The sequence below is a fragment of the Kribbella hippodromi genome (assembly GCF_039531045.1).
GTDB lineage: Bacteria > Actinomycetota > Actinomycetes > Propionibacteriales > Kribbellaceae > Kribbella > Kribbella hippodromi.
Window position 1 is genome coordinate 73842 of record NZ_BAAAPH010000030.1, and the last position, 22227, is coordinate 96068.

Below are 22227 nucleotides of genomic sequence, written 5' to 3' on the forward strand. Positions count from 1 at the left end.
ACCTTTCGTCCGTGCGGTGGTCAGCGCTGAGTCAGAGCTGAGTCAGGGCCGAGTCAGGGCGTGACCAGCACGGTCTTGGTTGCGGAGGCCGACAGCCCGATGCTGTCGGTCACGGTCACGCGGACCGTGTAGAGGCCGATCGCGGGGTAGCTGCAACTCGTGCTCGGGCTGGTCTGTGGCGGCTTCGCCGGCCCGCTGCCGCAGCTGAACGTGTAGGTCGCGATCGGTGACTTGTCGACGTCGGTCGACTTCGAGGCGTCCACCTGGACGGACTGCTTGAGCCTGATCACCGACTTGTTCAGGGAGAGGACGGCCGTCGGCGGCTGGTCGGCGAGGATCTTCACCTGGGCCGTCGCCTTGCTGGTCAGGCCACCGGTGTCGGTGACGGTCACCGCTGTGGTGTACGTCCCGGCGGTCGTGTACGTGCAGGTGGACTTCGACGTGGTCAGTGCGCCGGTCGTCTGCCCGTTGCCGCAGTCGAACGTGTACCCGGCGAGTGGCCGGCCGTCCGCGTCGGACGAGGCGGACGCGTCCAGCGTGACCGTCTGCGGTACGTATGCCTGGGTCGGCGTCGCGGTCAGTCGTGCCGTCGGTACGCCGTTGGGCTTCACGACGATCGGCGCGCTGGTCCAGGTGTCGCTCAGCCCCGCCCCGTCCGTGACGGTCAGTGTCGGCGCGTACGTTCCAGCGGTGGTGTAGTTGCACGTGCCGGTCGCCTGCGTGATCGTCGTACCGTTGCCGCAGGCAATCGAGTACGTGGCGATCGGTGCGCCGAGGCCCGCGCTGGAAGAGCCGTCGACGGTCACGGCCACCGGTGCGAAGCCGGAGGTCGGCGAGACCGTCGCCTGTGCGACCGGCCCGACGTACTCGTACGCGCCCAGGTCGGCGTAGCTGACCGAGCCGGTGCCGGCGTTCGTGACTGCCGGGTCGTCGACCGGTGCGTTGCCATCATGATCGGTCGTGCTCCAGGCGGCCGGTGTTGCATCGGCCGCGTCGATTGCCGGGGACGCGCTGGTCAGGTGCAGGTCGCGGGTGGCAAGCGCGGCGAACCGCGGGTTGGCGGACTTGCCGGTTGCCTCCTGGCTGCTGGCAGTCTGGAAGGACGCGAGCGTCGAGTACCGCACCGCCGCCCACTCGAAGAGCGGTCCGCCCGACGTCTGGAAGACCAGATCGCGGTCGATCGTCGTACCCGTCGTGGACGGCTGGTCGACCCGGATCTCGCCGACCGTCCGGGTGCTGCCGACGGCGTTGTCCATGGTCACGTTGTCCCGGGCGAGCCCACCGGTCGAACCGCCCTCGAAGTTGATCCCCGCGGTCGCGTTGCCGACGACGGTGTTGCCGATCACCTGCGAACCCGGCGCCTGGAAGTCGTCGATGCCGTGATCGCCGTTGTCGTACGAGACGTTCCGCCGGATCACGGTCCCGGTCGCACCGGTGTACGCCTCGATCCCGGAGTCGTCGTTCGCGTACGTCAGGTTGCCGTCGACCACGCTTTGCTGCGAGGACGAACTGACATCGATCCCGGCCGCGATCCGCGCCGACAACCGCTTGTTCTTGTACGTCGTGTCGTCCGCGACCGTGATCCGTGCGCCACCCTGAACGCTGACGCCGTGGAAGTTGTTGTCATGCGCAACGGAGGCCTTGAGCGAACTGTCGGTGGAGTTGAAGAACCGGACGCCGATCGACAGGTTCGCCGAGGCCTGGATGCCGCTGAGCGCCACGTTGGCCGAGTTGTCCACGGTGACGCCTTGCGCGCCGGACTGGGCGGTGTCGATGGTGCCGAGCGCCACCCGCTGCACCGTGTCGAAGTACACGCCGCTGAGGTTTGTCTGCCGGACGGCGAAGCCGCTGACGTTGACGTCGGTGACCTGGCGGAGCAGGATGCCGTAGCTTCGGGCGCCCGCGCTGACGGTGTGGCCGGTCGCCGGATTCGCGCCGCCGATGTCGACGTACAGCGTTGCTCCGGCGGTGTCGTAGAACCAGGTGCCGCTGGTCGTCGTCGTACTGCTCGACGCTTGGGCGAGTGGCTGACCGTCCAGGAACACCTGGCTGGGTACAGCACCGAACGTGTGCTTCCAGGCGTTCGTCGAGGTTGCGGTCCAGCCGGCGGCGTCGGAGACGTCGTTGCTGCCGAGGATGACGGCCGACGGCGAGGTCGCGCGCAAGGTGATCGGCGCGCCGGGCTGGCCGCTCGCGGTGACCTGAACCTGCTCGCGGTACTGGCCAGGGCCGACCAGGGCGGTGTCGCCGGCCAGTAGCTTGCGAGTCGCCGCGCCGATCGAGCAGAACGGGTTGGCGGAGCTGCCGGGTCCGGTGTCGCTGCAGGCCGGGTTCGTCTGCTCGACCGAGTAGGTCTGCAGCGTTCGGTTGCTGACAACCTCTTGCGCAGTGGCTGTGCCGGTCAGGCCCGCGGTGTCGGTGACCGTCGTGGTGACGGTGTACGTGCCGGCAGCGGCGTACTGGTGCGTTGCCGTCGCCCCGGCCTGCGGACCCACCACAGTGCCGTCGCCGAAGTCGAAGGTGTACGACGCGATGCCATCGAGATCGGCATCACTCGAACCGCTGGCGTCAGCGGTGACGGGCGTCGACGGCGGCAAGCTTACCGCGCTTGGGTCGACCACCATGGCCGCGTGCGGCGGGTAGTCGGTCGCGCCGGCGGTCGGCTGGAACTCCAGCGCGCCACGATCGGCGTACGGCGGCGTACCGGCGCCAATGTCCGGAACGATCGGATCGTCGACCGGCGAATTGCCGGCCTGATCGACGGCCGCGAAGCCGGCGGGGGACGCGTCGGCCGAATCGACCGCGGCTGATCCACCGGTGAGCCGGAAGTCCGCGGCGGCAGGGTTGACGAAAGCAGGATCGACCGGCAGCCCGTGGCTTTCCTGACCGGTCGCGGTGGCGAACGCGGTCAGTGTCTTGTAGATGACCCCGTTCACCTTCGTACTGGGCGCGACCACATGGTTGTACGCGATGTCCCGATCCGCGGTGAGGCCGGAGTACGACCCGGCGTCCACGTACAGGTCGTACTCGGTGGCAGTCGTACCGTTGTCGACCAGCAGATTGTTGACAACCGTCGCACCGCTCGAGTTGCCCTCGATCGAGATGCCATCGCGCCGGTTCCCGTACGAGGTGTTGTTCAGGTATTTCACTCCGGTCGACGACAATGTGTCGAAGCCGTGGTCGCCGTTGCCGTAGGAGATGTTGCGTGCGACGAGAGCGCGGTTGCTGCCGCTGTACACCTGGATGCCGCTGTCCTGGTTCTGGTACGCGACGTTGCCGATCACCGAGTTGTCCGGCGAGGTGGTGTCGACGTCGATCCCGTTGGCGGTCGCGTTCGAGGTGACGGACACGTTCGCGTACGTGGTGTTGCCGGTGAGCACGTTGTTCGGCGACGTTGCCAGGCCGATGCCGTGCAGTCCGTTGTGGTGACTGGTGGATCCGGTGACGGTGACGCCGCTGGACGCGTTCAGTTTGATCCCGGTGGACAGCGCATTGTCGACCGCGGCGGCGCGGATCGTGATCGAGCTGCTCGGGCAGGTGTCGACGAGTACGCCGTTGGCCGCCGACTGCGACGTGGTGACGTGATCGACGGTGATCGCCGACGACGACAGCAGCCGGACGCCGGCCAGGTTCGCGCGATCCAGCTCGAGGTTGCTGATGACAACGTTCTGCTTGCTGCTCGCGGTCACTCCGAACGACTGCGCGCCGGCCTCGACCTGGTGCCCGTCACCGGGATTCGCGCCGCCGAGGTCGACGTACAGGACCTTCGCGGTGCTGTCGTAGTACCAGGTGTTCGCCGAGGTCGTGGTGGCCGAGGAGACCATGGTCAGGCGTTGACCGTCGACGAGGACCTGGCGCGGCGCCGACGGTGGCGCGTACGGCGTCGACCAGGCAGTGGTGCTGGTCGCGGTCCACAGCGCGGCGCCGGCCAGGGATCGGGTGCCGAGCACGACCACGCCCGGACCGTCACCGGTGACCGTGATCGGGTCGGTCGCGGTACCGGAGGCGTTCACGGTGATCTGCTCGCGGTAGGTCCCCGGCTCGACGTGGACGGCGTCGCCGGGGTTGACAGCCTTCTTGGTGCCTTGGCTGATCGTGCAGAACGGCGCGGCCTGCGTACCGGCGCCGGTGTCGCTGCAGGTGACCGCGTTGTTGACCCAGTAGCCGGTGCCGACGGCCGCCGCCGGGCTGCTGGTGGCGGCCAGCAGCAGGGGAGCGGCCGTGATCACGGCCGTCACGGCCGCCAGGTTGCGTAGTCGCTTGCTCATCATGCTCTCCGCTCAGACACGCTTGCCGAACAGCTCGTCAGTCCTCAGTGCAGAACCGCGACGGGACGCATCCGGGCGACCGGTTTGACCAGGCCGTTGCGGACGAGAACGTCAAGGGCCGCGTTCACACCGCGGTCGTCGAAGTGATAGGCATCGGTCGGCGCGCCGTCGTCGTACCGGTAGCGACGGGTCCTCCGCTTCAGTGGGTCGTCGCCGGAGACGCCGCGCGCGACCAGGTCGGAGACGACAGTGCCGGCGCCGTGGCAGGCCGAGTACAGGCTGGTGGCCGCGCGATCACCGGCGACCGCCAGATAGCTGGACGTTCGGTGCGTACCGGGCAGCAGGACGGCTTGTCCGGTCTCGGCGAACGTCGTACCCGGCGTCATCATCGACGCGGGGAACGCCCGACAGGCGTTATGACGGTGTACGACGCCCGTACGCGCGCCGACCGGTTCTTCGTAGATGCTGTTGTGCGGTGAGTCGACGACGAGCCGGCCGACCGCTCCGCCGAAGGACTCGGCGGCGATCCGGCGAAGAGCCGCGTACGTAGCGGTGCGGAAGGCGAAGCCGTAGTTCATCGCGGCCGCGGTCGCGAGCATCAGCCGCTGGCCCTCATCACCTTCGAGCGGGAGCGGCGTGCAACCGGCGGTGAAGTACAGGCTGAGCCGCGCCTTGAGTTGGGCGAACGACCGCGCGGACCGGAGGTGGAACCACGGCTTCAGCGCCGCGTTGACCGCCTTGACCTGAGCCGGGTAATCCTTCCGGCGGAAGAACAACCGGCCGATCTCGCCCGTGAACACGCCGCCACCACCGTGGTACTGGATCGTCAACTGTCCTTGCGAAACGCCGAGTTTCGCGGCCCGTTCCGGATCGAGAATCTCCTCGACCCGCTGCAGCTCGACGAAATGATTGGACGGCCCTACAGTCCCGAAGCGGTACCGGGCCAGCTGGAACGCGATGCCGGGCAGCTCCGCGTGCAGGCGATCCAGGCCGCCGTACCGCTCCAGCTCGATCCGGCCGCCTTCCTCGATCCGCTCCAGGTCGTCGGCCGGCGCCCCCCAGCGGTCCACGGAGAACTCGGAGCCGTCGCGGACGGCCTTGACGACCTCCTTTCGGCTGAGCTCAGCGGCGCCCCGAGTCGGGTACGGGTAGCGCTCGCGGACCGCGCGCATGAAGACGTCGACAGCCCGGTCGTCCGGTACCTCGGAATCGACCGCGATCAGCGCCATCCCGCAGTTCACCGACGAGCTGGTCAGATCCGGGCGGATCGTCCCGGCGGTCGCGACGGCCACGCTCGACGGCAGCTCCATCTTCGACTTGTGGTGGAAGTCCGGCAGCACGACCGGCGGCGCGGCCAGGTCCGCGCCCTCGACCCGATGCCCGAGCGCCGACATCGTCGCCCGGTTCGCAGGGAGCAGCGTGCTGTCATCGAAGACCGTCGGGGGGTTCGTGACGGTGCCGTCGAGGACGCGGACGTCCAGTGGTGGCCTGGCCTCAGTGGTCATGCTTGTCCTCGCAGTCTGCTCAGAAGTCGTCGGGATACGGGGCGCCGGCGGAGACCAGGCCGGGCGCCGGGCTGTACTCGGGTACGAGCCGGCGCAGATGCCGGAAGACCTCGTCCGGCCGGTTGTGCGACGCGGCGTCGTACAACTCGCGCAGTCCGGCCCGGAACCCGGGGACCGGCTGCGGCGGCCGGGTCATCGAGATCCGCGGATGGTCGGTCGGCAGTGCTTTCTCGCCGGCGCCGAACAGTTCCTCGGTCAGCTTCTCGCCGGGCCGCAGACCGGTGTACTTGAAGTCGACGTCGCGGACGTTCAGCAGATTCGCGAAGTTGCGGACCAGGTCGACGATGCGGACCGGTTCGCCCATGTCCAGGACGTACGTGGCCGAGCCGTCGGACATCCGGACCGCCTCCAGGACCAGGCCGACCGCTTCCTCGATCGTCATGAAGAACCGGCTGACGTCGGGGTGCGTGACCGTGACCTGGGCGCCGCTGGCGAGTTGATCGCGGACCACGTGCAAGAGCGATCCGCGACTGCCCAGTACGTTGCCGAACCGGACCGCGGTCAGCACCGTACTGGCCGGCTGCTGCTCGTCCAGGACCAGCTCGGCCAGCCGTTTGGTTGCCCCAAGCACCGAACTGGGGTTGGCCGCCTTGTCGGTCGAGATCAGCACGAACCGTTCGACGTCGTGCGCGACGGCCGCCTCGATCAGGTTCTGGGTGCCGCGGACGTTCGACTTCACGCCCTCGCACGGATGCCGTTCCAGCATCGGCAGGTGTTTCAGCGCGGCCGCGTGGAAGACGATCTGCGGCCGGTAGTCGCGGAACAGCTGGAAGATCCGTTCGGCGTCGCGGATGTCGGCAACCACGGTGTTCTCGGTGTCGAGCAGCGCCTCACCCCAGAGTTCGAGCTGTGTACGGTGCAGGTTCGACTCGTCGTGATCGAGCATGACAAGCTGCTCGGGACCGAACCCGTACACCTGCCGGCACAACTCGCTGCCGATCGAGCCACCGGAACCGGTGACCAGGACTCGCTTGCCGGCGATCGCGGCGCGGGCGTTGCGGCTGACCACATGCATCTCCGGCCGCCCGATCAGCGGCCCGACCTGCAGCGCGCGCATGTCCGTACCGGCGATCTGCCGCTGCAGCGCGGACAGGAACGGCGGCAGGTGCAGCACGGTCACGCCGAGGGACGCGGCCCGGAGCCCGAGCTGCTTCACCTCATGAGTCGGCATCGACGGGATGGCGACCACCACCACGTCCACGTCGTTGCGTTCGAGCACCTGCTCGAGATCGGCCAGCGTGCCCAGTACGGGCCGGCCACCGTACCGGCGGCGCAGCTTGCTCGTGTCGTCGTCCAGGAACCCGACCGGCTCCAGGCCGAAGGAGCTGACGCGGTGCAGGTCGCGGGCCAGCGCGATCCCGGCCTCACCGGCTCCGACGACGATAGTCCGCAGTGGACTGTTCCCGGTGTCGTGTAGCAGCACAGGCTGGCTCATTCCGTTCCCTTTCCGGCGAGGTTCTGCTGGGCAATGTCGGCGAGCGCTGCACACACGGCGTCGACCTGTTCGTCGGTCAGCCGTGGATAGATCGGCAGGGACAACAGGCGGTCGAACAACGTGTCGGCTCCGGCCAGCCCGATCGACGGGACCACCGCGGCCTGGCTGAAGTACGCCAGCCGGTGGACCGGGATGAAGTGCACCGAGGTTCCGATCGCGCGCTCGGACAGATCGGCGATCACCGTGTCGCGGTCGAGGCCGGCGAACCGCAGCTGGATCGGATACAGGTGCCAGGCGTGCCTGCCGTCGCGGAGCGCCGGCCGGTGCGGCAGCGTGATCCCGGGAAGGCCGGCCAGCTGCTCGTCGTACCGGGCGGCAATCTGGGCGCGCCGGCGTTGCCAGCGGGGGAGGTACGCGAGCTGTGCCCGCCCCATCGCCGCCTGAATGTCGGTCATGTTGGCTTTCAGGCCGGCCGCGGCGACGTTGTAGCGCCAGCTCCCGCCCGGCAGGTAACGCCGCCAGGCGTCGGCCGTCATGCCGTGCAACCTTGCCCTGCGCAACCATTCCGCCCGGACCGGGTCGTCGGTGGTGATCATGCCGCCCTCACCGAGCGGCAGGTTCTTGGTGGCGTAGAAGCTGAAACAGGTCGCGGCGCAACCGGACCCGATCGGGCGGTCACCGGCGTACGTACCGACCGCGTGCGCGGCGTCCACGACGACACGGTCGAGCGGCAGTCCCGCGGCCGCGGCGAGCGCCGGTACGTCGGCGACGTCACCGGCCCAGTGCACGACGGTCATCGCGGCCGGCGAACCGAACTCACGGACCGCGGTACGGATCGTGGCCGGCGTCGGCATCCCGGTCTTCGGATCGACATCGACCAGTACGGGCGTATGGCCGGCGTGCAAGATCGCCTGGACCGCGCCGCAGAACGTCATCGTCGAGCTCAGCACGAGCGAACCGGACGGCAGGTCGAGCGACCGCAGCGCCAGCTCGATCCCGTGCGTACACGACGCGACGCCGACGCCGTACTCGGCACCGACCACGGTCGCGAACGAGGCCTCGAAGGCAGCGACTTCGCGCCCGGTGGTCACCCAGCCGGACTGCAGGACCCGCAGCGCGGCGGCCTGTGCTTCCTCGGTGATGTGACAGTCCGCGAACGGTACGGCGATGTCAACTGTGTTGTCTGTGTCGGCTGGACCGACGGAACGCGGCACAGCACTGATTCCGGTAGTCATCCGGTCTGCCCCCCTCAGAGCCCCCTGATGTCCATCGACGCTACGGCGCGTAACCGAAACCCGCGCCCGACGACGGGACGAGAACGTCTACGTCAAGCGGATGAGTCAGGAGCCGGTGCGATTACGGACTTTTCGGTCTCATCGATTCCGGTCACACCGTGTGATCGCGCGAAGGCGACCAGTGCCAGCGCCGAGTGCTGGTCGGTGCGGCGCAGCAGGCTCTGGATGTGCGTCCGGACGGTGTTCGTGGACACGAAAAGGTGCTCGGCGACCTCGGCCCGGTTCATCCCGGACACCAGGCAGCGCAGGACGTCGAGCTCGCGCGGCGTCAGCTGATCGACGAAACCGGCCGCGGCGCGCCGATGATGCAACTCGTCCAGCAGATGGCCCAGTACCGGCTGCAGGGTGGCCGGCGCGAGGTACAGATGGCCGTCCAGCACCTGCCAGAGTGCGGCAACCAGAGCACTCAGTCGCGTGGTCTTCGTCAGCCAGCCGCGGGCGCCGGCTTCGAGGGCGCGCACGATCAGGCGCGGTTCCGTGCTGCCGGACAGCACGATCGCGGCGGGCGCGTTCGGCGTCGCGGCGAGCTCGGTCAGCAGGTCGTACCCGGATTCGTCCGCGAGGGCGAGATCGACCAGGACGAGATCCGGGGGATCGGAGCCGATCAGCGCGCGGGCGGCGTCCAGCGCGGCCGCGGTACTGACCTGGCGGATCCCCGGCTCGGCAGCGAGCAGCGCGGCCAGTGCTTCGGCGAACACCCGGTGGTCATCGACCAGCAGAATGGCGACGCCGTCCGGCTCGGTCACGGGTGCCCGCCGCTGAGCAGGTCCCGGACCTCACCGAGCCCCGCGGCGACCGCCGCGCCCGCGATCTTGCCGCGGCCATGCACGCCGAGCTTGCGCAGCACCTGCTGAACATGAGTCCGGACGGTGTGTCTGCTGACGCCCAGTTCGTTCGCCATCTCCTCAGTGGACAGACCGCGGACGACCAGGCGCAGGACCTCCAGCTCCCTGGTGGTCAACAGGTCCGCCCCCTGCGTTCGCCGACGGTCCGGCGGTGGCCGGCCCTCGGCGATACGGTTGCCGCGCGCAACGGATTCGACGACCGCGGAGACAGTACGCAGACCGGAGGCCTTGCTGACGATGCCATCAGCCAGTCCACGGTCGTACGCGTCCCAGGCCGCGTCGTTTCGCGCATCGGCCAGCAGGACGATGAAGGGCCTGGACCCGCGGCCGAACAATGACTCGACGGCAGCGGGCGGCGCGTCCAGTACGCAGACGTCGACGTCGAGCCGTTCCGCCATCCCGGGAAGCCGGCGCGGATCGTCGGTCGTGATCACGACCTTGTGGCCCTGCCCTTCAAAGGCAGCGGCGAGCACCGAGGCGAACAACCATTGCTCGGCGCAGATTGCGACCCTCATGCCGGTCGTACCGCACGGCAACCGACGGACAAGTGCAGCCGGACCGTCGTACCAGTAGCCGATGCGGTGCTGATCTCGAGCCGGCCGTCGCAGGCGCGCGCCGCCGCGGCGACGACCCGCAGGCCGTGCCCGGTGCCGGACGCGACCCCGCCGAACCCCGGCCCGTCGTCGGACACCTCGACCCACGCCTCGCTGCCGGTCGCGGCAACTCCGATCCGCACGTGTCCCGAGCTGCCCGCCGCGCGGCAGGCGTTGTCGAGCAGGTTCCCGATCGCACGACGCAGCAGCGCCTTGTCGCCGGCAACCACGACCCGGCCGGTCCGTTCGAAGACGACCGGAACCCGGTACGTCACCCGGACCACTTCCGCGCACTCACCCGCGAGCTGGGTCAGGTTGACGCCGCCGATCCGCAGCGCGGGCCCCGGCTCGACCTCCAGCAGCTCGGCGATCGCCGCGAACTGCTGATGGATCAAGCCCAATCGATCCGGCCCGTCATCGGCTTCCGGCTCGGACAGCAGCAGCCCCGCGGCCACGTACTGCCGTAGATCGTGGCACAACCGCACCAGCTGTCCAGATTGTTCTGTCCCGCCGAACTCATCGGTTGTGGCAGGTACCTCCGCAGCACTCATCGATGTCCCCCCTCAGGGGACCAGTAGAGGACGCGGGCAGGTGGCAGAGGCAGGGTTTCGGGGCAGACGTCACGATTCGGTCATCTTCACGTCATCTGTTACGGCTGGTACTCGTACGCTCCGAGATCGTCGTACAGCCGTGGCCCCTCCGCGAAGGCGTTGCTCACCGCGGGATCGTCGACCCGTGGGTTGCCGTTGAGGTCGGTGGGTTGCTCACCGCCGGCACCCGAGTTGCCCCGGTCGATGGCCGGGGAGGTACCGCTGAGCCGCAGGTCCCACGCGGCCGGGTCCACGAAAGCCGGATCGGCCTGTACGCCGTGCGCCTCCTGGTGGGTGGCTGTCTGCATCGCGGCCAGCGTCTTGTACGTCGTACCGAACGCGTACATCGTGCCGGCCTTGGTCAGCCAGACCAGGTTGTGGTCGACGGTCGTCGAGGCGGGCGCGGAGTCCCAGATCCCGATGTTCCCGGCCCGTCGGCTGCAAGCGATCCCGTTGTACGCGGGGTAGACCGCGTTGTCGGCCGCGAGGTTGTTCATCACCGTGTAGTTGCCGGAGGTGCCCTCGACGTTGATGCCGGTCGTGCAGTTGCGGTAGACCGTGTTGCCGATCAGCGAGCCGCCGGTGACGTTGTAGTCGTCGATGCCGTGGTCGCCGTTGTCGTACGTGACGTTCAGCGTCGCCAGGTTGTTGTTGCCGCCGGGGTAGAACTGGATCCCGGAGTCCTCGTTGTCATGGGTGATGTTGCGAATCACCGTGTTGCCCGGGCTGATCACGTTGATCCCGTTGGCATTCCGCTGGTACCCGTCCGCGTTGTAGCTGGCCGAGTTGCCGCTCACCACGTTGCCCGTGGAGCCGGAGGTGAGCAGAATGCCGGTGCCGCTGTTGTGGTTCACATCGTTGCCACTGACAACCGATGCGCTGGAACCACGGATACTGATCCCGTACGCGTTCAGGCCGCGTACCGGCTGTCCCGCGCCGGTGACCGTGTTGCCGCTGATGGTGATGTTCTGGCTGCCGGACACGTACACGCTGTCGTACTTCGTGCCGTTGAAGGCGATCCCGGACAGCGTGATGTACGCCCGGGAGCTGATGTTCGCCCCGAAGCCGGCCGGGTTCAGGACCGGATGCTTGCCCGGCCACGCGGTGATCGTGATCGGTGCGTCCGCGGTCCCGGACACGGCGGGTTTGATCGTCTCCGCGTACGTCCCGTCGCCGATGTCCAGCGTCATCCCGGCCGCCAGTTTGCTGACGCCTTTGACGATGGTGCAGTAGGGCGTGGTCGACGTACCTTGTCCGGAGTCGGAGCAGGTCGGCATCGTGCGGTCGACGTACAAGGTCGTTGTGGTCGCGCGGGCGGCGAGCGAGCAGGTCAAAGCCGCTCCGGAGAGCACCGCCACGCCGCCGACTCGCCACGCGAGCTTCATGTCCTCAGCGTCGCGCCGGGCAGGCCGAAGCACATCGCGCAATTGACGTACCCGGCGCTGCCAACAGGATGAGAACGGCTGCGTACGCCGGATCCGCGCGATAAGGGCGGCGGTCACGACGAGGGGGTGTCGTCGACCGCGGCCGGCGCGGCGGTCCGGGGCGTGTGGGGCGCTTCCGGGCAGGTGCGACGTACGCAGCATGTTCCCCTTCTGCAGCGTGGGCCCCCGTCCGCGGCCGGGCAAGAAAGATGACGAGGCTGTCATCGATTGGTCAGGTCCGGGCGGGCAGCTCCAGTGCGAAGACCGCGCCGCCCGGGCCGTTCCGGGCAGTCAGGGTGCCGCCGTGCGCGACCGCGACGGATCGCGCCATCGACAACCCCAGGCCCGTACCCATCGGTCCGTGCGGCGGCATCCGGTGCCAGAACCGGTCGAACACCTGGGGCAGATCGGCGGCCGCGATCCCCGGCCCCGAGTCGGCGACCTCGACAATGCAGCGCTCGGCCGACCGGCCGCAGCGCAGACTGATCACGCCGCCCTCCGGGGTGAAGTTGACGGCGTTCTCGACCAGCGCGTCCAGCGTCATCTCGATCCACTCCGGATCGACCGAGACCTCGCCGGTCGGCCGGCACTCGACCTGCCAGACCCGGTCGGACCGCGCGGACCAGTTTGTGCCGAGCTCGCGGACGAGCTCGGCCAGGTCGGTCGGCTGGGTGGACAGCGCGCCGCCCGAGTCGAGCCGGGCGACCGCCAGCAGCCGGTTGGACAAGGCCGACATCCGATCGAGCTGCATCATCGCGACCGACACGTCCTCTTTCGCGTCGTCGTCGAGCGATCCGGTGGCGAGCAGCTCCAGATGTCCGCGGGCGATGGTCACCGGCGTACGGATCGCGTGGGACGCATCGCGGAAGAACTCACGTTCCCGATCGACCGCGGCGAGCTGCCGGCCGGCCATCTCCTTCAGCTGTTCGACCGCCGTCATCCGGCGCCGGGCGTGCCAGATCATCACCAGCAGCACCAGCGGCATCAACGGAATCTCCGCCAGCTCGGCCTTCGGCAACTGACCTTCGGAGGCTTGGTTGATCATCAGCCACCCGCTCAGCGCGGTGATGGTGACCGTCGCCGCGATGGTCGGGCCGACCGGCCAGATCCGGTACCCGTAGGCGATCGCGACGGCCAGGAACATGAAGTGGAACGGGCCGGCCTCATGTCCCGGCGACGCCACCATCAGCCCGATCATGGCGATCACGACCACCGCGACCGCGAGGTCGATGGCCAGGTCGGCTCGCCGCCGCGAGCGCAGTTCAGGCGCTCTGGAGCTGGTACCCGACATTGCGCACGGTCACGATCAGGTCCCGCCGGAGCTTCGAGCGCAACCGGCCGACACAGACGTCGACGACATTGGTGGACGGATCGAAGTCGTACCCCCAGACCTCGGAGAGCAGCTCCTGCCGCGAACACACGACGTCCGGGTTGCGCATCAGGTGCCGCAGCAGCAGGAACTCGCGCTTCGGCAGCACTGTCGGCCGGCCGTCCACCACCAGTTGCCGGGCCTCCAGGTCCAGCACCAGATCACCGACCCGGAGCCGGTTCTTAGGGCGGCCGCCTACCTCCTCACCGAGCCGGCCGCGGACCCGGGCCAACAGCTCCCGGATCGCGAACGGCTTCGCCAGAAAGTCGACCGCGCCCTGTTCCAGACAGCTGATCCGGAGCTGGACGTCGGCAGTAGCGGACAAGATCAGCAGCCGGTACGCGGGGTCCTGCGCGAGCAGCGCCGACAGCACCGCCTCGCCATGCATGCCCGGCATGACCAGGTCGAGCACGATCAAAGCCGGCCGTTGTTCGAGCGCGAGCCGCAGTCCCGTCAGGCCATCGGCAGCAGTCAGCACCTGGTAGCCGTGTGCCTCCAAGGCCCGCCGGACGAACCGGATCAGATCCGGCTCGTCATCGATCACCAGAATTTTGGTCATCTTCGCCCCCTCCGCGGATGACCGTGTGTAACGGATGTCGCCATTCTGGAACGATCCGGGTCTACAGGGAAGACCTTGCCGCAGTTGAATGGCCACCGGCCGTTAATCGAACATTAACCTACTCTCCGTGACCGCTCGGGGTGACGGTCGGGTGACGGTCAGGTGACCGTTCAGGTGAGCGGAAGGAGGGCCGCGGCCGGCAGGGTCGGGGTGGGTGAGCCGCCGGACGGTTCGATGGTGAGGCCGAAGGTCGCCTTGCCGGTGACGTTGCCGTCGACCACCTGGGTTTCGTCGCCGGTGGCCAGGCCGATCGAGTGTGCCTGCTGGGACTTGTCGATCATCCACAGCTGCCACGTGCGCTGGGCGGGCAGCTTCGGGAGGCCTTTCAGTATGACCACTGCCGCGTTGGCTTGAGCGGACGTGACGACCGTTGCCTGACCCCCACCGGACACGGCGCCGTGGACCGTACGCGCGTCCGGCTGGGCGAGGATCGCACTGATCCGCTGGTTCGCCTCGGTCTGCTCGGAGCGCCGCCGGTACTGGTCGATTGCGACTCCGCCGGCGGTTACCGCTGCCACTGCCGCTGCGGCCAGGGCGAGCACCGACCGCCGGGAGTACCGCCGCTGGGCCGGACCGTCTTCTTCTGGCACCTGCGGTGGGAGTTGGCGGACGTGCTCGATCGCGGCCATCACGTCGGCCTTGAGGTGCGGTGGCGGGGGAGTCGCGACCTGAGTCGCCAGCTTCACCGCTGCCTCTCGAAGCTCGTCCACCTCGGTACGGCAGAACGCGCAGTCCTTCAGATGTGCTTCGAACCGGGTCCGCTCGTGCACCGGCAGCGCGTCCAGGACGTACGGCCCGGCCAACGTGTGAACCTCGGCATCGGTCATGCCGTCAGCCTCCCTGCGCGGGGTCGAGACAGTCGCGAAGCCGGATCAGGCCGTCCCGCATTCTCGCCTTGATGGTGGGCAGTTTCGCCCCGAGCCGCTCGGCGATCTCGGGGTAGGTGTAGCCGCCGTAGTACGCCAGCGTGACGGATTCGCGTTGCAGGTCGGTCAGATGGCCGAGACACCGGCGTACCTGCTCGACGTCGAGGCGGGTGGTGACCGTGTCGGTGACCTGGTCGAAGTCCACCTCGGTCGAGCGGGCACCGGCCAACTCGGTACGGTCGGCCGACGCCTGCTCGGAGCGGACCCGATCGACCGCGCGGCGGTGCGCGATCGTCAGGATCCAGGAGTGTGCCGAACCGCGCTCGGGGTCGAAACGCGTCGCCGTGCGCCACACGTCCAGCATCACTTCCTGGGTGACTTCCTCGGACTGGGCTGGGTTGCGCAGCACCCGCCGGACCAGGCCGAACACCGCGGGCGCGATGCGGTCGTACAGGGCACTGAACGCGGCGGTGTCACCGGCGGCGGTCCTGGTCAGCAGGTCGCCGACGGCCACCACCCCAGGCTGCGAGGGCCCGGGAAGCGCGATCGGATCGGGCACTGGATTCCTCTGCTACTGGATCAGGCAGCCGGCCGCATCAGCACGCTGTCGATGAGGTACACGGTAGCGTCCGCCGTCTCTCGGCGTGTGGGTGATCGCTCAGGAGCCGCTGGGCTCCGGGTGGTACGCGCAGGCGTCGTTGAGGCTCTGCGTGCCGGCGCTGGTCGAGGGCCGCTTCGTCGAGCCGGTGCTGCGGCTTGACGGCGTCGTCGCCGTGCCGGAGGACGTCTTGCCGCTGCCCGAGGTGGAGGTCGCGGTCGCCGTCGGCTGCGCGGTGAGCGCCTTCTGGATGATCGCGCGCATCCCGGCGTAGTTCGGGTCGCGGCCGGTCGGGAAGTTCTTGTCCTTGTTCAGGTCGATGTTGGACACCCCCGCGGTCTTCACCTTCAGCGCGAGCTGCGTCAGCGCGGGCAGCAGCTCCTGCGGGATGTCGGTCCGGAGCATTTCCTGGCTCGCCGCCGCGATCTGCTGGTACTTCGTCACCAGCGTCGCGGGATTCACCCCGTTCACCAGTGCATGGATCGTGCAGCGCTGCCGCTCCTGCCGCGACGGGTCACTCAGCCCGTACCGGCCGCGGGCGAACCACAGCGCGTGGAAGCCGTCGAGCTTCTGGGCGGGACCCGGCTCGATGTACGCGCTCGGCGGTTTCGGGGCGTTCGCGCCCGGGCCGATGCCGTACTCGCCGCCGATCGGGACGCGGTAGTTGACGTTCACGGTGATTCCGCCGACCGCATCGACGATCTGCTGGAAGCCGGCCAGGTTGACCTGCATGTAGTAGTCGATGTCCAGCCCGAGCGCGGCACCCACCGAGAGTTTGAGTACGTCGGCGCCCATGTTGTCGGTCGGCCCGAGGAGGCCCGGATGTGCCTTCGGGACGGTGTCGTACATCGCGTCCAGGTAGTACTGCGGCTGCTCGGTGTTGCCGAGGTTCGGATCCCAGAAACCGTGCGGGTACACCTTGTGCAGCGGCGAGTTGGCCGGGAACGGCATCCGCATCCAGTTCCGGCTGAGGGAGATCAGTTTGGTGTCGCCGGTCTTGGTGTCGATGCTCGCCACCATCACCGTGTCGGTCCGGGCCCCGGTCCGGCCAGCACCGTCGTCCGCGCCGAGCAGCAGGATGTTCAGCCGCGGCGTGTTCGCCCATGGGTCAGCCTTGTTCACCTTCGGCCGGGTCGCGGACTTCGAGTGACCCTCCGACTGGAACACGGCACCGACCAGGTTTCGCTGGGCCATCACGGTCTGCGCGGCGACAGTCGTCGGGACGGCGATCGCGAAGCAGAGCAGCCCGACCGCGGACGCGCCGACGAGCCGGCCGGTCATGGTCGGCGTGAGCGGCCGGAGCATCTTGTGCGAAGCGACCACGACCACGATCCAGGCGGCGCTCAGCAGCACCACCAGCGCGGTCGCGATCAACAGCCGGTTCGGGTCGACGGCCAGTTCCAGGATGGTGTCCCGCTGGGCGAGCGCCAGGTACGCGCCGACGGCGATCAGGCCGAGGAAGCCGGTCAGCACGGCCACGCCGAGCTTGCGGCGGCCGGCCAGGATGAATCCCAGACCGGGAAGTAACGCGCCGAGAAGGGTCAGTCCGATGGCGGCACCGCTGGTGCGGGTCCGGTAGCTACGGCGACGGGCTCGGCTCGCGCGCGGCGCGCTGCGATGACCAGCCGGACGTGCACTCCGCGACATGACTCCCAATCCTGCTCAGACAGACACCGCCTGCTCCACCCCAGGCAAGTACCCCTGTGACATGCCTGTGACTCTTGTACGACGCCGGACTCGCGCTGTTGGTTGACGTCGCCGGCGAATCTGGTGCCGGGTGTCAGACTGGCGCCAAAGAGCGAGGGGAGTACATGCGGTCAACCAGTCAGATCCGGCTACCCGTTGTCGTCGGTGCGGTGCTCTTCGTGGCGGCGCTGATCGACCTGATCGCGAACGGCCCGCTGCGGCGGTGGGACCACACGGTCTTCCCGTTGGGGCGCCCCGCGAATCAGCTCTGGTACGTGGTGTCGGACATCGGCGACGTTTGGCCGCTGGCCGTCGTACTGATCGTGACCGCTGTTGTTCATGTGGTGCGCCGGCGGCCGATCCGTACGCTGATCGTTGCCGCCGGGTGGGTGGCGGTCACCCAGGCGGTCGTGCTGCTGACGAAGACGCTGGTCGGGCGTACGCCGCCGAAAGGCCACGTCGACGAACTCGCGGCCGGCGGGATGTCGTGGCCCTCGGGGCATACGGCGGATTCGTTGGCGATGCTGATGATCGCGGCGACAGTGCTGACGATGCCGGGTACGAAGCTGGACACCGTACTGAAATGGGTCGTGCCGATCGTCTCGGCGGCCGTGGCGGTCTCGGTGGTGCGGCTGTTCTACCACTGGCCGTCGGACGTGGTCGGTGGCTGGAGCCTCGGGCTGATCCTCGGATCGCTCGCGCGCTGGTCGATCAGGAGCGAGTGGGCTCGAGGTCGATCTCGACCACGCGAACCCGCACCTGCGGAACCCGCCCAGTCGCAGCCTCGACCGCTGCCGTGACGGCCGTGTGGACGGCGGTGCCGACCGCGGCGGTGTGACGGTCGATCGCGGTCACGATGCGTACGTCGACGTGCACGGTGCCGTCCGCGCGCAGCTCGACCTCGGTGCCCGCGATGTCCGGCATCTCACGGCCGGTCGCGCGTTCCCAGGCCTGCGCGGCGAACTGCTTCAGCAGACCGACCAGACCGGGCTGCAGGCGTACGACGCCGTCCACCGCGCGGGCCGCGGTGGCGGCGGCTTCGGCGATGGTGACTCGCTCGATCTCGCCTTCGCCCTGGCTCGGGGCGCTCACCTGCCGTCCGTCCAGACGTCGACGACCTCGAAATCGAGGCTGGCCAGGGTGTAGCCGACTTGGCCCTGCAGCGCGGCCGCCACCCGGTCACGGGCCTCGTCGAGTGCCGCGACCTGGCCGGCGCCGAAGCGCAGTGCGACCGTCATGGACACCCGTACGGCATCCGGCTGGTCCTCGTCCAGGTCGATCCGGCATCGGCGAGCGCGGATGCCGGGTACGCCGTCGACCGCGTACCGAAGGACAGCGGCCAGCGCGGACACGGACACCTCGACGTGCGCTGATCCGGTCGGCAGCGGGAGCGTACGCCCGAGGTTGAGGTCTGCGCGGACGGCCGTCATGATCCGGTCCAGCAGGCCCGTCGGTACGTCGACCGGGTCGTCGATCAGCAGCGCGGTGGCCGCGGCGAGCTGCTCCAGACTGGCCTTCGCGGTTTGGCAGTGCGGGCAGTCGGCCAGATGGGCGTTGACTGGGCCGCCGTGCTGCTCGGTGTCGAGGTCGTCCCAGACGTCCTCAACGGTCCGGCCGCAGGGGAGCGGGTGCAGGTCGGTGACTGGGCTGTCGGGATTCATTTCCATGGCTTCATCACCTCCGCGAGCTCGGCGCGGGCGCGGGCTATTCGCCCACGCACCGCGGTCGGTGTGGTCCCGACCAGGTCGGCGATCTCCTGGTACGAACGACCGTGTACTTCCCGCAACAACCAGCATGCCCGCTGCTGCGCGGGCAGCTGCCGGAGCGCCTCGGAAAGCGCGCTCATTGCCGCACTCGTACCAGCTGTGTGGGCCGGATCGGCGTCTGCGGCCGCGGGTGGGTGGTGTTCGTCGAGATCGACGGTCGGGCGGCGGCGCTGCAGTACGGTCAGGCACTTGTTCGTGGCGGTCCGGTACAGCCAGCCGCCGAACGCCGCGTCGTTCTGGATCTCCGGCAGCCGGCGCCAGGCGGTCACGAACGTTTCCTGCGCGATGTCCTCGGCGTCCCCGCTGGCCCCGTTCAGCATCCGCAGGCAGAGCGTGTAGATCCGCCGCTGGTACCGCCGGACGAGCAGCTCGAACGCCGCCGGGTCACGATCGCGCGCCCTGGACACCAGGGTCGCCTCGTCGAGCTCAGCCAGCGCCGTCATGGTGGGTAGACGACACGGACCGCCCCGAAGTCACGCCCGCCTCCCGGATCCACAGGGTGAGACATGTCACGCTGTGTGCGTGCACGGCAGAAAAATCCGGTCCGGGCGCGTGACGATCCGGTCCCTGCTGTCGTCCCAACGGCGTACGGGCACCAACCGCTGACCAGAAAGGCATCAGCCGATGACCGAAACCGTGAAGACGCCCCGCCGGGGTGCCGCTTCTGTTGCCGATTCCGCGCGGGAGTCCGCTGGAAGCGCCGAGGTGGTTGCCGATGGCACCGGGCTGGTGGATGCGACCGGGCGTACGACGATCGCCGATGTCGTTGTTTCGAAGATCGCGGGCATCGCGACCCGGGAGCTCGACGGCGTCCATGCGCTGGGCGGCGGTGCCGCTCGCGCGGTGGGCATGCTGCGCGATCGGATCCCTGGGTCCCGGACCAACCTGTCCCAGGGCGTGTCGGTGGAGGTGGGCGAGAAGCAGGCCGCGATCGACATTGAGCTGGTCGCCGAGTACGGCGTGAGTATCGGGGCGCTCGCCACCGCGATCCGTGCGAACGTGATCGCCGCCGTCGAGCGGATGACTGGCCTGGAAGTGACCGAGGTGAACATCGCCGTCACCGACGTCCACCTGGAAGGCGACGACGACGATGACGACGACACCGAACCTGTCGCCGAACGCCGCGTTCAGTAGTCCGCGCGATGAAGGTCGCATGCGGTAGCAGCTCGCGCGATGAACGTCGCGTGCAGTAGTAGTCCGCGCGATGAACGTCGCGTGCAGAGCAGCTCGCGCGACTGGACGTTCGCGTTTGCAGTTGCAACGCCGCGTCCAGTTGTCCAGTAGTTCAGTAGCTTCACCATCCGGATCGTCCCAGTTCGAGGAGATTACGTGAGCACGTCGACCATCGGTCTGTTCGCCGGTCTGCTGATCGCCATCGCCGCCGCGGCCGGCGGATTCGCCGGCTTCCTGCTCGCGCTCGTCCTCGGCGCGATCGGCTTCGTCGTCGGCCGCTTGCTGTCCGACGGCACGAAAGGTCTCGACGACCTGATCTCCCGCCGCGGCCGTGGCTGAAACCAGCGCGGTCACCGCGACAACCGGGACAGCCGGGTCAACTGGGACAGCCGGTAGAACCGGGACAGCCGCGACAACCCTGGTACCCGAGTCGTCCTCGGTCATCTACGGGGGTGACCGAGGACGGCTCGACATCGCCCAGCGAGCCGTCGAACGCATCGCGGAAATCACCGCCCGCCGGCACAGCGCGGTCGTACGCCAACCCGCCACGCTGGGCCGAGGCCTGCCCAAAGCCCGGGCGGTACTGGCCGGCCAACGCACCCGCATCGAACTGGAGGTGGCAACCAGCTGGGGCCGCCCCCTATCCGAGATAGCCACCGAACTACATCACGAAATAACAGCCGCCGTACAAGACTTCACCGGCCTGGGCGTAGACCGAGTAGACGTACAAATCACCGCAGTAACCCCCGCTCCAACCCCGGCCCTCGGCGCGACCACCGCCGACGATGCGGCCACCCAGCTGCCCCTCGCCAAGCCGCCGGTCGCCCGCCCGGCCGCCGGTGTCCTGGGCATCCTCGCGGCCCTGGCGGTGATGGGGCTGGGCGCGGTTGCAGCCGCCGAAACCCTCCGCAGCACCGGTCTCCTCCGCGGCCAGGTCATCCCACTCAGCTGGTACGGCCAGACCCTCGCCCTCAACCATTCCTCCTGGCTACCCCCAGCCGCCATCGCCGCCGTACTCCTCGGCCTGGCCCTCCTGACAATCACCCTCAAACCCCGCCGCCGCACTCACCTAGCAGTCCACCCGCTTGAATCCGAGGGCTCCGTGCTCTGGATCCGCTCGCGTGACGCAGCCCGCCTCGCCGCCGACGCCGCGCGGCACGTGGACTCGGTAACCAGCGCATCCGCGACCGCCAAACGCCGTACCCTCCGCGCGACCGTCACCACCTTCGGCGATCCGCAGCGCGTAACCGACGAAGTACGCACCACCGTCGACGCGCGACTCTCCACCCTCACGCCGAACCCAAAGCTCCGAATCACCCTCCAGGAGGACTGACCATGCGCCGCGGAGTCATCACCCTGGACCGCACTATCGGCACGCTCATCTCCCTGGCCCTGATCACTGCCGGCGCCTTCGCCCTCTGCTGGTACTACAACGTCTTCGCCGCCGCCCCCACCGAACTCACAACCCACACTCCACGCGACTACACGCGCACCACTTGGTGGCCCTGGGCAACAGGTGCGACCGCCATCGCCCTACTCCTCCTGGGCCTCCTCTGGCTGACCCGCCACCTCCCAACCCGCACCAACGCGAACTTCACCCTCACCCCCGGCAACGTCAACGGGCGCCTACTGGCGGACGCGAACGCTGCCGTGACCGCCGCCGCGCAAGGGCTGTCCAACCGCCCCGAATTCCGGGACGGCTCAGGTCGCATCCGCCTGGACCGCGGCCAGTTGGTAGCCGAGCTCCACTGCACCATCGAACCGTCCGCCGACCTGACCGACGTACACGCGGCAGTCGCCCAAGCAACCCAGAACCTCCAGACCGTCCTGGGCATCCCCACCCTCCACCACCGAACACACCTCCGAGTAGCGCGCACGAACAAACCCGCCCCACCCCCACGAGTGCACTAACCCTCCACCCACTCAGCGAAGTCCCCTGCCCCCTGAGATGAAGGGTTGCCCCCCCTGAAAAGTCCGAGAGGGCAATCCCCACTCTGAGGGGCTGACCCCTGAACGGGCGGATTGGCCCCTGAAGACCTGACGGGGCAAGCCTCTCTCTGAGGGGCTGACCCCTGAGAGGTGAACTGGTCCCCAGAAGTTGGACTGTGGAATTCGGTTCCGACTCCTGGGGAGCA

21 protein-coding genes are annotated in these 22227 nt (G+C 68.6%); 5 read left to right on the forward strand and 16 right to left on the reverse strand.

The window, feature by feature from the left end:
* Window positions 1–53: 53 nt before the first annotated feature.
* The 13 genes from ABD260_RS33620 to ABD260_RS33680 all read right to left on the reverse strand — a co-directional run bounded on the left by ABD260_RS33620 (window position 54) and on the right by ABD260_RS33680 (window position 17114).
* A complete protein-coding gene (locus ABD260_RS33620) occupies window positions 54–4268 on the reverse strand; it encodes a PKD domain-containing protein (RefSeq protein ID WP_344240278.1) in 4215 nt (1404 codons plus the stop codon).
* Between the two features lie 44 nt (window positions 4269–4312).
* A complete protein-coding gene (locus tag ABD260_RS33625) occupies window positions 4313–5773 on the reverse strand; it encodes an RtcB family protein (RefSeq protein WP_344240280.1) in 1461 nt (486 codons plus the stop codon).
* A 19-nt stretch (window positions 5774–5792) separates the two neighbouring features.
* Complete coding sequence (locus tag ABD260_RS33630; protein ID WP_344240282.1) at window positions 5793–7268, reverse strand: polysaccharide biosynthesis protein; 1476 nt, start codon at window positions 7266–7268, stop codon at window positions 5793–5795.
* The gene (locus tag ABD260_RS33635) at window positions 7265–8503 is read right to left on the reverse strand and encodes a DegT/DnrJ/EryC1/StrS family aminotransferase (RefSeq protein WP_344240284.1); all 1239 of its coding nucleotides are present in this window, start codon (window positions 8501–8503) and stop codon (window positions 7265–7267) included. The genes ABD260_RS33630 and ABD260_RS33635 overlap by 4 nt, the downstream gene beginning before the upstream one ends.
* Window positions 8504–8595: 92 nt before the next feature.
* Window positions 8596–9309: a response regulator gene (locus ABD260_RS33640; protein WP_344240286.1), complete on the reverse strand. Its 714-nt coding sequence runs from the start codon at window positions 9307–9309 to the stop codon at window positions 8596–8598.
* Window positions 9306–9923, reverse strand: a complete 618-nt coding sequence (locus tag ABD260_RS33645) for a helix-turn-helix transcriptional regulator (protein ID WP_344240288.1) — start codon at window positions 9921–9923, stop codon at window positions 9306–9308. The genes ABD260_RS33640 and ABD260_RS33645 overlap by 4 nt, the downstream gene beginning before the upstream one ends.
* Window positions 9920–10552, reverse strand: a complete 633-nt coding sequence (locus tag ABD260_RS33650) for a sensor histidine kinase (protein ID WP_344240290.1) — start codon at window positions 10550–10552, stop codon at window positions 9920–9922. Before ABD260_RS33650 ends, ABD260_RS33645 begins: the two co-directional genes overlap by 4 nt.
* 98 nt (window positions 10553–10650) lie before the next feature.
* Window positions 10651–11976 carry a right-handed parallel beta-helix repeat-containing protein gene (locus tag ABD260_RS33655; RefSeq protein WP_344240292.1) on the reverse strand — a complete coding sequence of 442 codons (1326 nt, stop codon included), beginning with the start codon at window positions 11974–11976 and terminating at the stop codon, window positions 10651–10653.
* Window positions 11977–12247: 271 nt separating this feature from the next.
* Entirely contained in the window at window positions 12248–13306 is a 1059-nt protein-coding gene (locus ABD260_RS33660) for a sensor histidine kinase (RefSeq protein ID WP_344240294.1), read from the reverse strand.
* Window positions 13278–13943: a response regulator transcription factor gene (locus ABD260_RS33665; RefSeq protein ID WP_344240296.1), complete on the reverse strand. Its 666-nt coding sequence runs from the start codon at window positions 13941–13943 to the stop codon at window positions 13278–13280. Before ABD260_RS33665 ends, ABD260_RS33660 begins: the two co-directional genes overlap by 29 nt.
* Window positions 13944–14113: 170 nt before the next feature.
* Window positions 14114–14830 carry an anti-sigma factor gene (locus ABD260_RS33670; protein WP_344240298.1) on the reverse strand — a complete coding sequence of 239 codons (717 nt, stop codon included), beginning with the start codon at window positions 14828–14830 and terminating at the stop codon, window positions 14114–14116.
* A gap of 4 nt (window positions 14831–14834) precedes the next feature.
* Window positions 14835–15383, reverse strand: a complete 549-nt coding sequence (gene sigK / locus ABD260_RS33675) for an ECF RNA polymerase sigma factor SigK (protein ID WP_344240300.1) — start codon at window positions 15381–15383, stop codon at window positions 14835–14837.
* Window positions 15384–15527: 144 nt separating this feature from the next.
* A complete protein-coding gene (locus ABD260_RS33680) occupies window positions 15528–17114 on the reverse strand; it encodes an LCP family protein (protein WP_344240302.1) in 1587 nt (528 codons plus the stop codon).
* Between the two features lie 164 nt (window positions 17115–17278).
* Between ABD260_RS33680 and ABD260_RS33685 the strand changes: the two genes are divergently transcribed.
* Window positions 17279–17953: a phosphatase PAP2 family protein gene (locus ABD260_RS33685; RefSeq protein WP_344240304.1), complete on the forward strand. Its 675-nt coding sequence runs from the start codon at window positions 17279–17281 to the stop codon at window positions 17951–17953.
* On the opposite strand, the gene ABD260_RS33690 is transcribed toward ABD260_RS33685, so the two are convergent.
* The 3 genes from ABD260_RS33690 to ABD260_RS33700 are packed head-to-tail and all read right to left on the reverse strand — an operon-like array spanning window position 17865 to window position 19362.
* Window positions 17865–18245, reverse strand: coding sequence for an Asp23/Gls24 family envelope stress response protein (locus ABD260_RS33690; RefSeq protein ID WP_344240306.1), 381 nt, complete (start codon window positions 18243–18245; stop codon window positions 17865–17867). The genes ABD260_RS33685 and ABD260_RS33690 overlap by 89 nt on opposite strands.
* Entirely contained in the window at window positions 18242–18820 is a 579-nt protein-coding gene (locus tag ABD260_RS33695) for a cupin domain-containing protein (RefSeq protein WP_344240308.1), read from the reverse strand. The genes ABD260_RS33690 and ABD260_RS33695 overlap by 4 nt, the downstream gene beginning before the upstream one ends.
* The gene (locus tag ABD260_RS33700) at window positions 18811–19362 is read right to left on the reverse strand and encodes an RNA polymerase sigma factor (protein WP_344240310.1); all 552 of its coding nucleotides are present in this window, start codon (window positions 19360–19362) and stop codon (window positions 18811–18813) included. The genes ABD260_RS33695 and ABD260_RS33700 overlap by 10 nt, the downstream gene beginning before the upstream one ends.
* A 181-nt stretch (window positions 19363–19543) precedes the next feature.
* Between ABD260_RS33700 and ABD260_RS33705 the strand changes: the two genes are divergently transcribed.
* The 4 genes from ABD260_RS33705 to ABD260_RS33720 all read left to right on the forward strand — a co-directional run bounded on the left by ABD260_RS33705 (window position 19544) and on the right by ABD260_RS33720 (window position 22003).
* A complete protein-coding gene (locus tag ABD260_RS33705; RefSeq protein WP_344240312.1) occupies window positions 19544–20053 on the forward strand; it encodes an Asp23/Gls24 family envelope stress response protein in 510 nt (169 codons plus the stop codon).
* Window positions 20054–20248: 195 nt separating this feature from the next.
* Complete coding sequence (locus tag ABD260_RS33710) at window positions 20249–20431, forward strand: hypothetical protein (RefSeq protein ID WP_344240314.1); 183 nt, start codon at window positions 20249–20251, stop codon at window positions 20429–20431.
* Entirely contained in the window at window positions 20424–21425 is a 1002-nt protein-coding gene (locus ABD260_RS33715; protein ID WP_344240316.1) for a DUF6286 domain-containing Asp23/Gls24 family envelope stress response protein, read from the forward strand. Before ABD260_RS33710 ends, ABD260_RS33715 begins: the two co-directional genes overlap by 8 nt.
* A 2-nt stretch (window positions 21426–21427) precedes the next feature.
* Complete coding sequence (locus tag ABD260_RS33720) at window positions 21428–22003, forward strand: hypothetical protein (protein WP_344240318.1); 576 nt, start codon at window positions 21428–21430, stop codon at window positions 22001–22003.
* The last annotated feature ends 224 nt before the right edge of the window (window positions 22004–22227 follow it).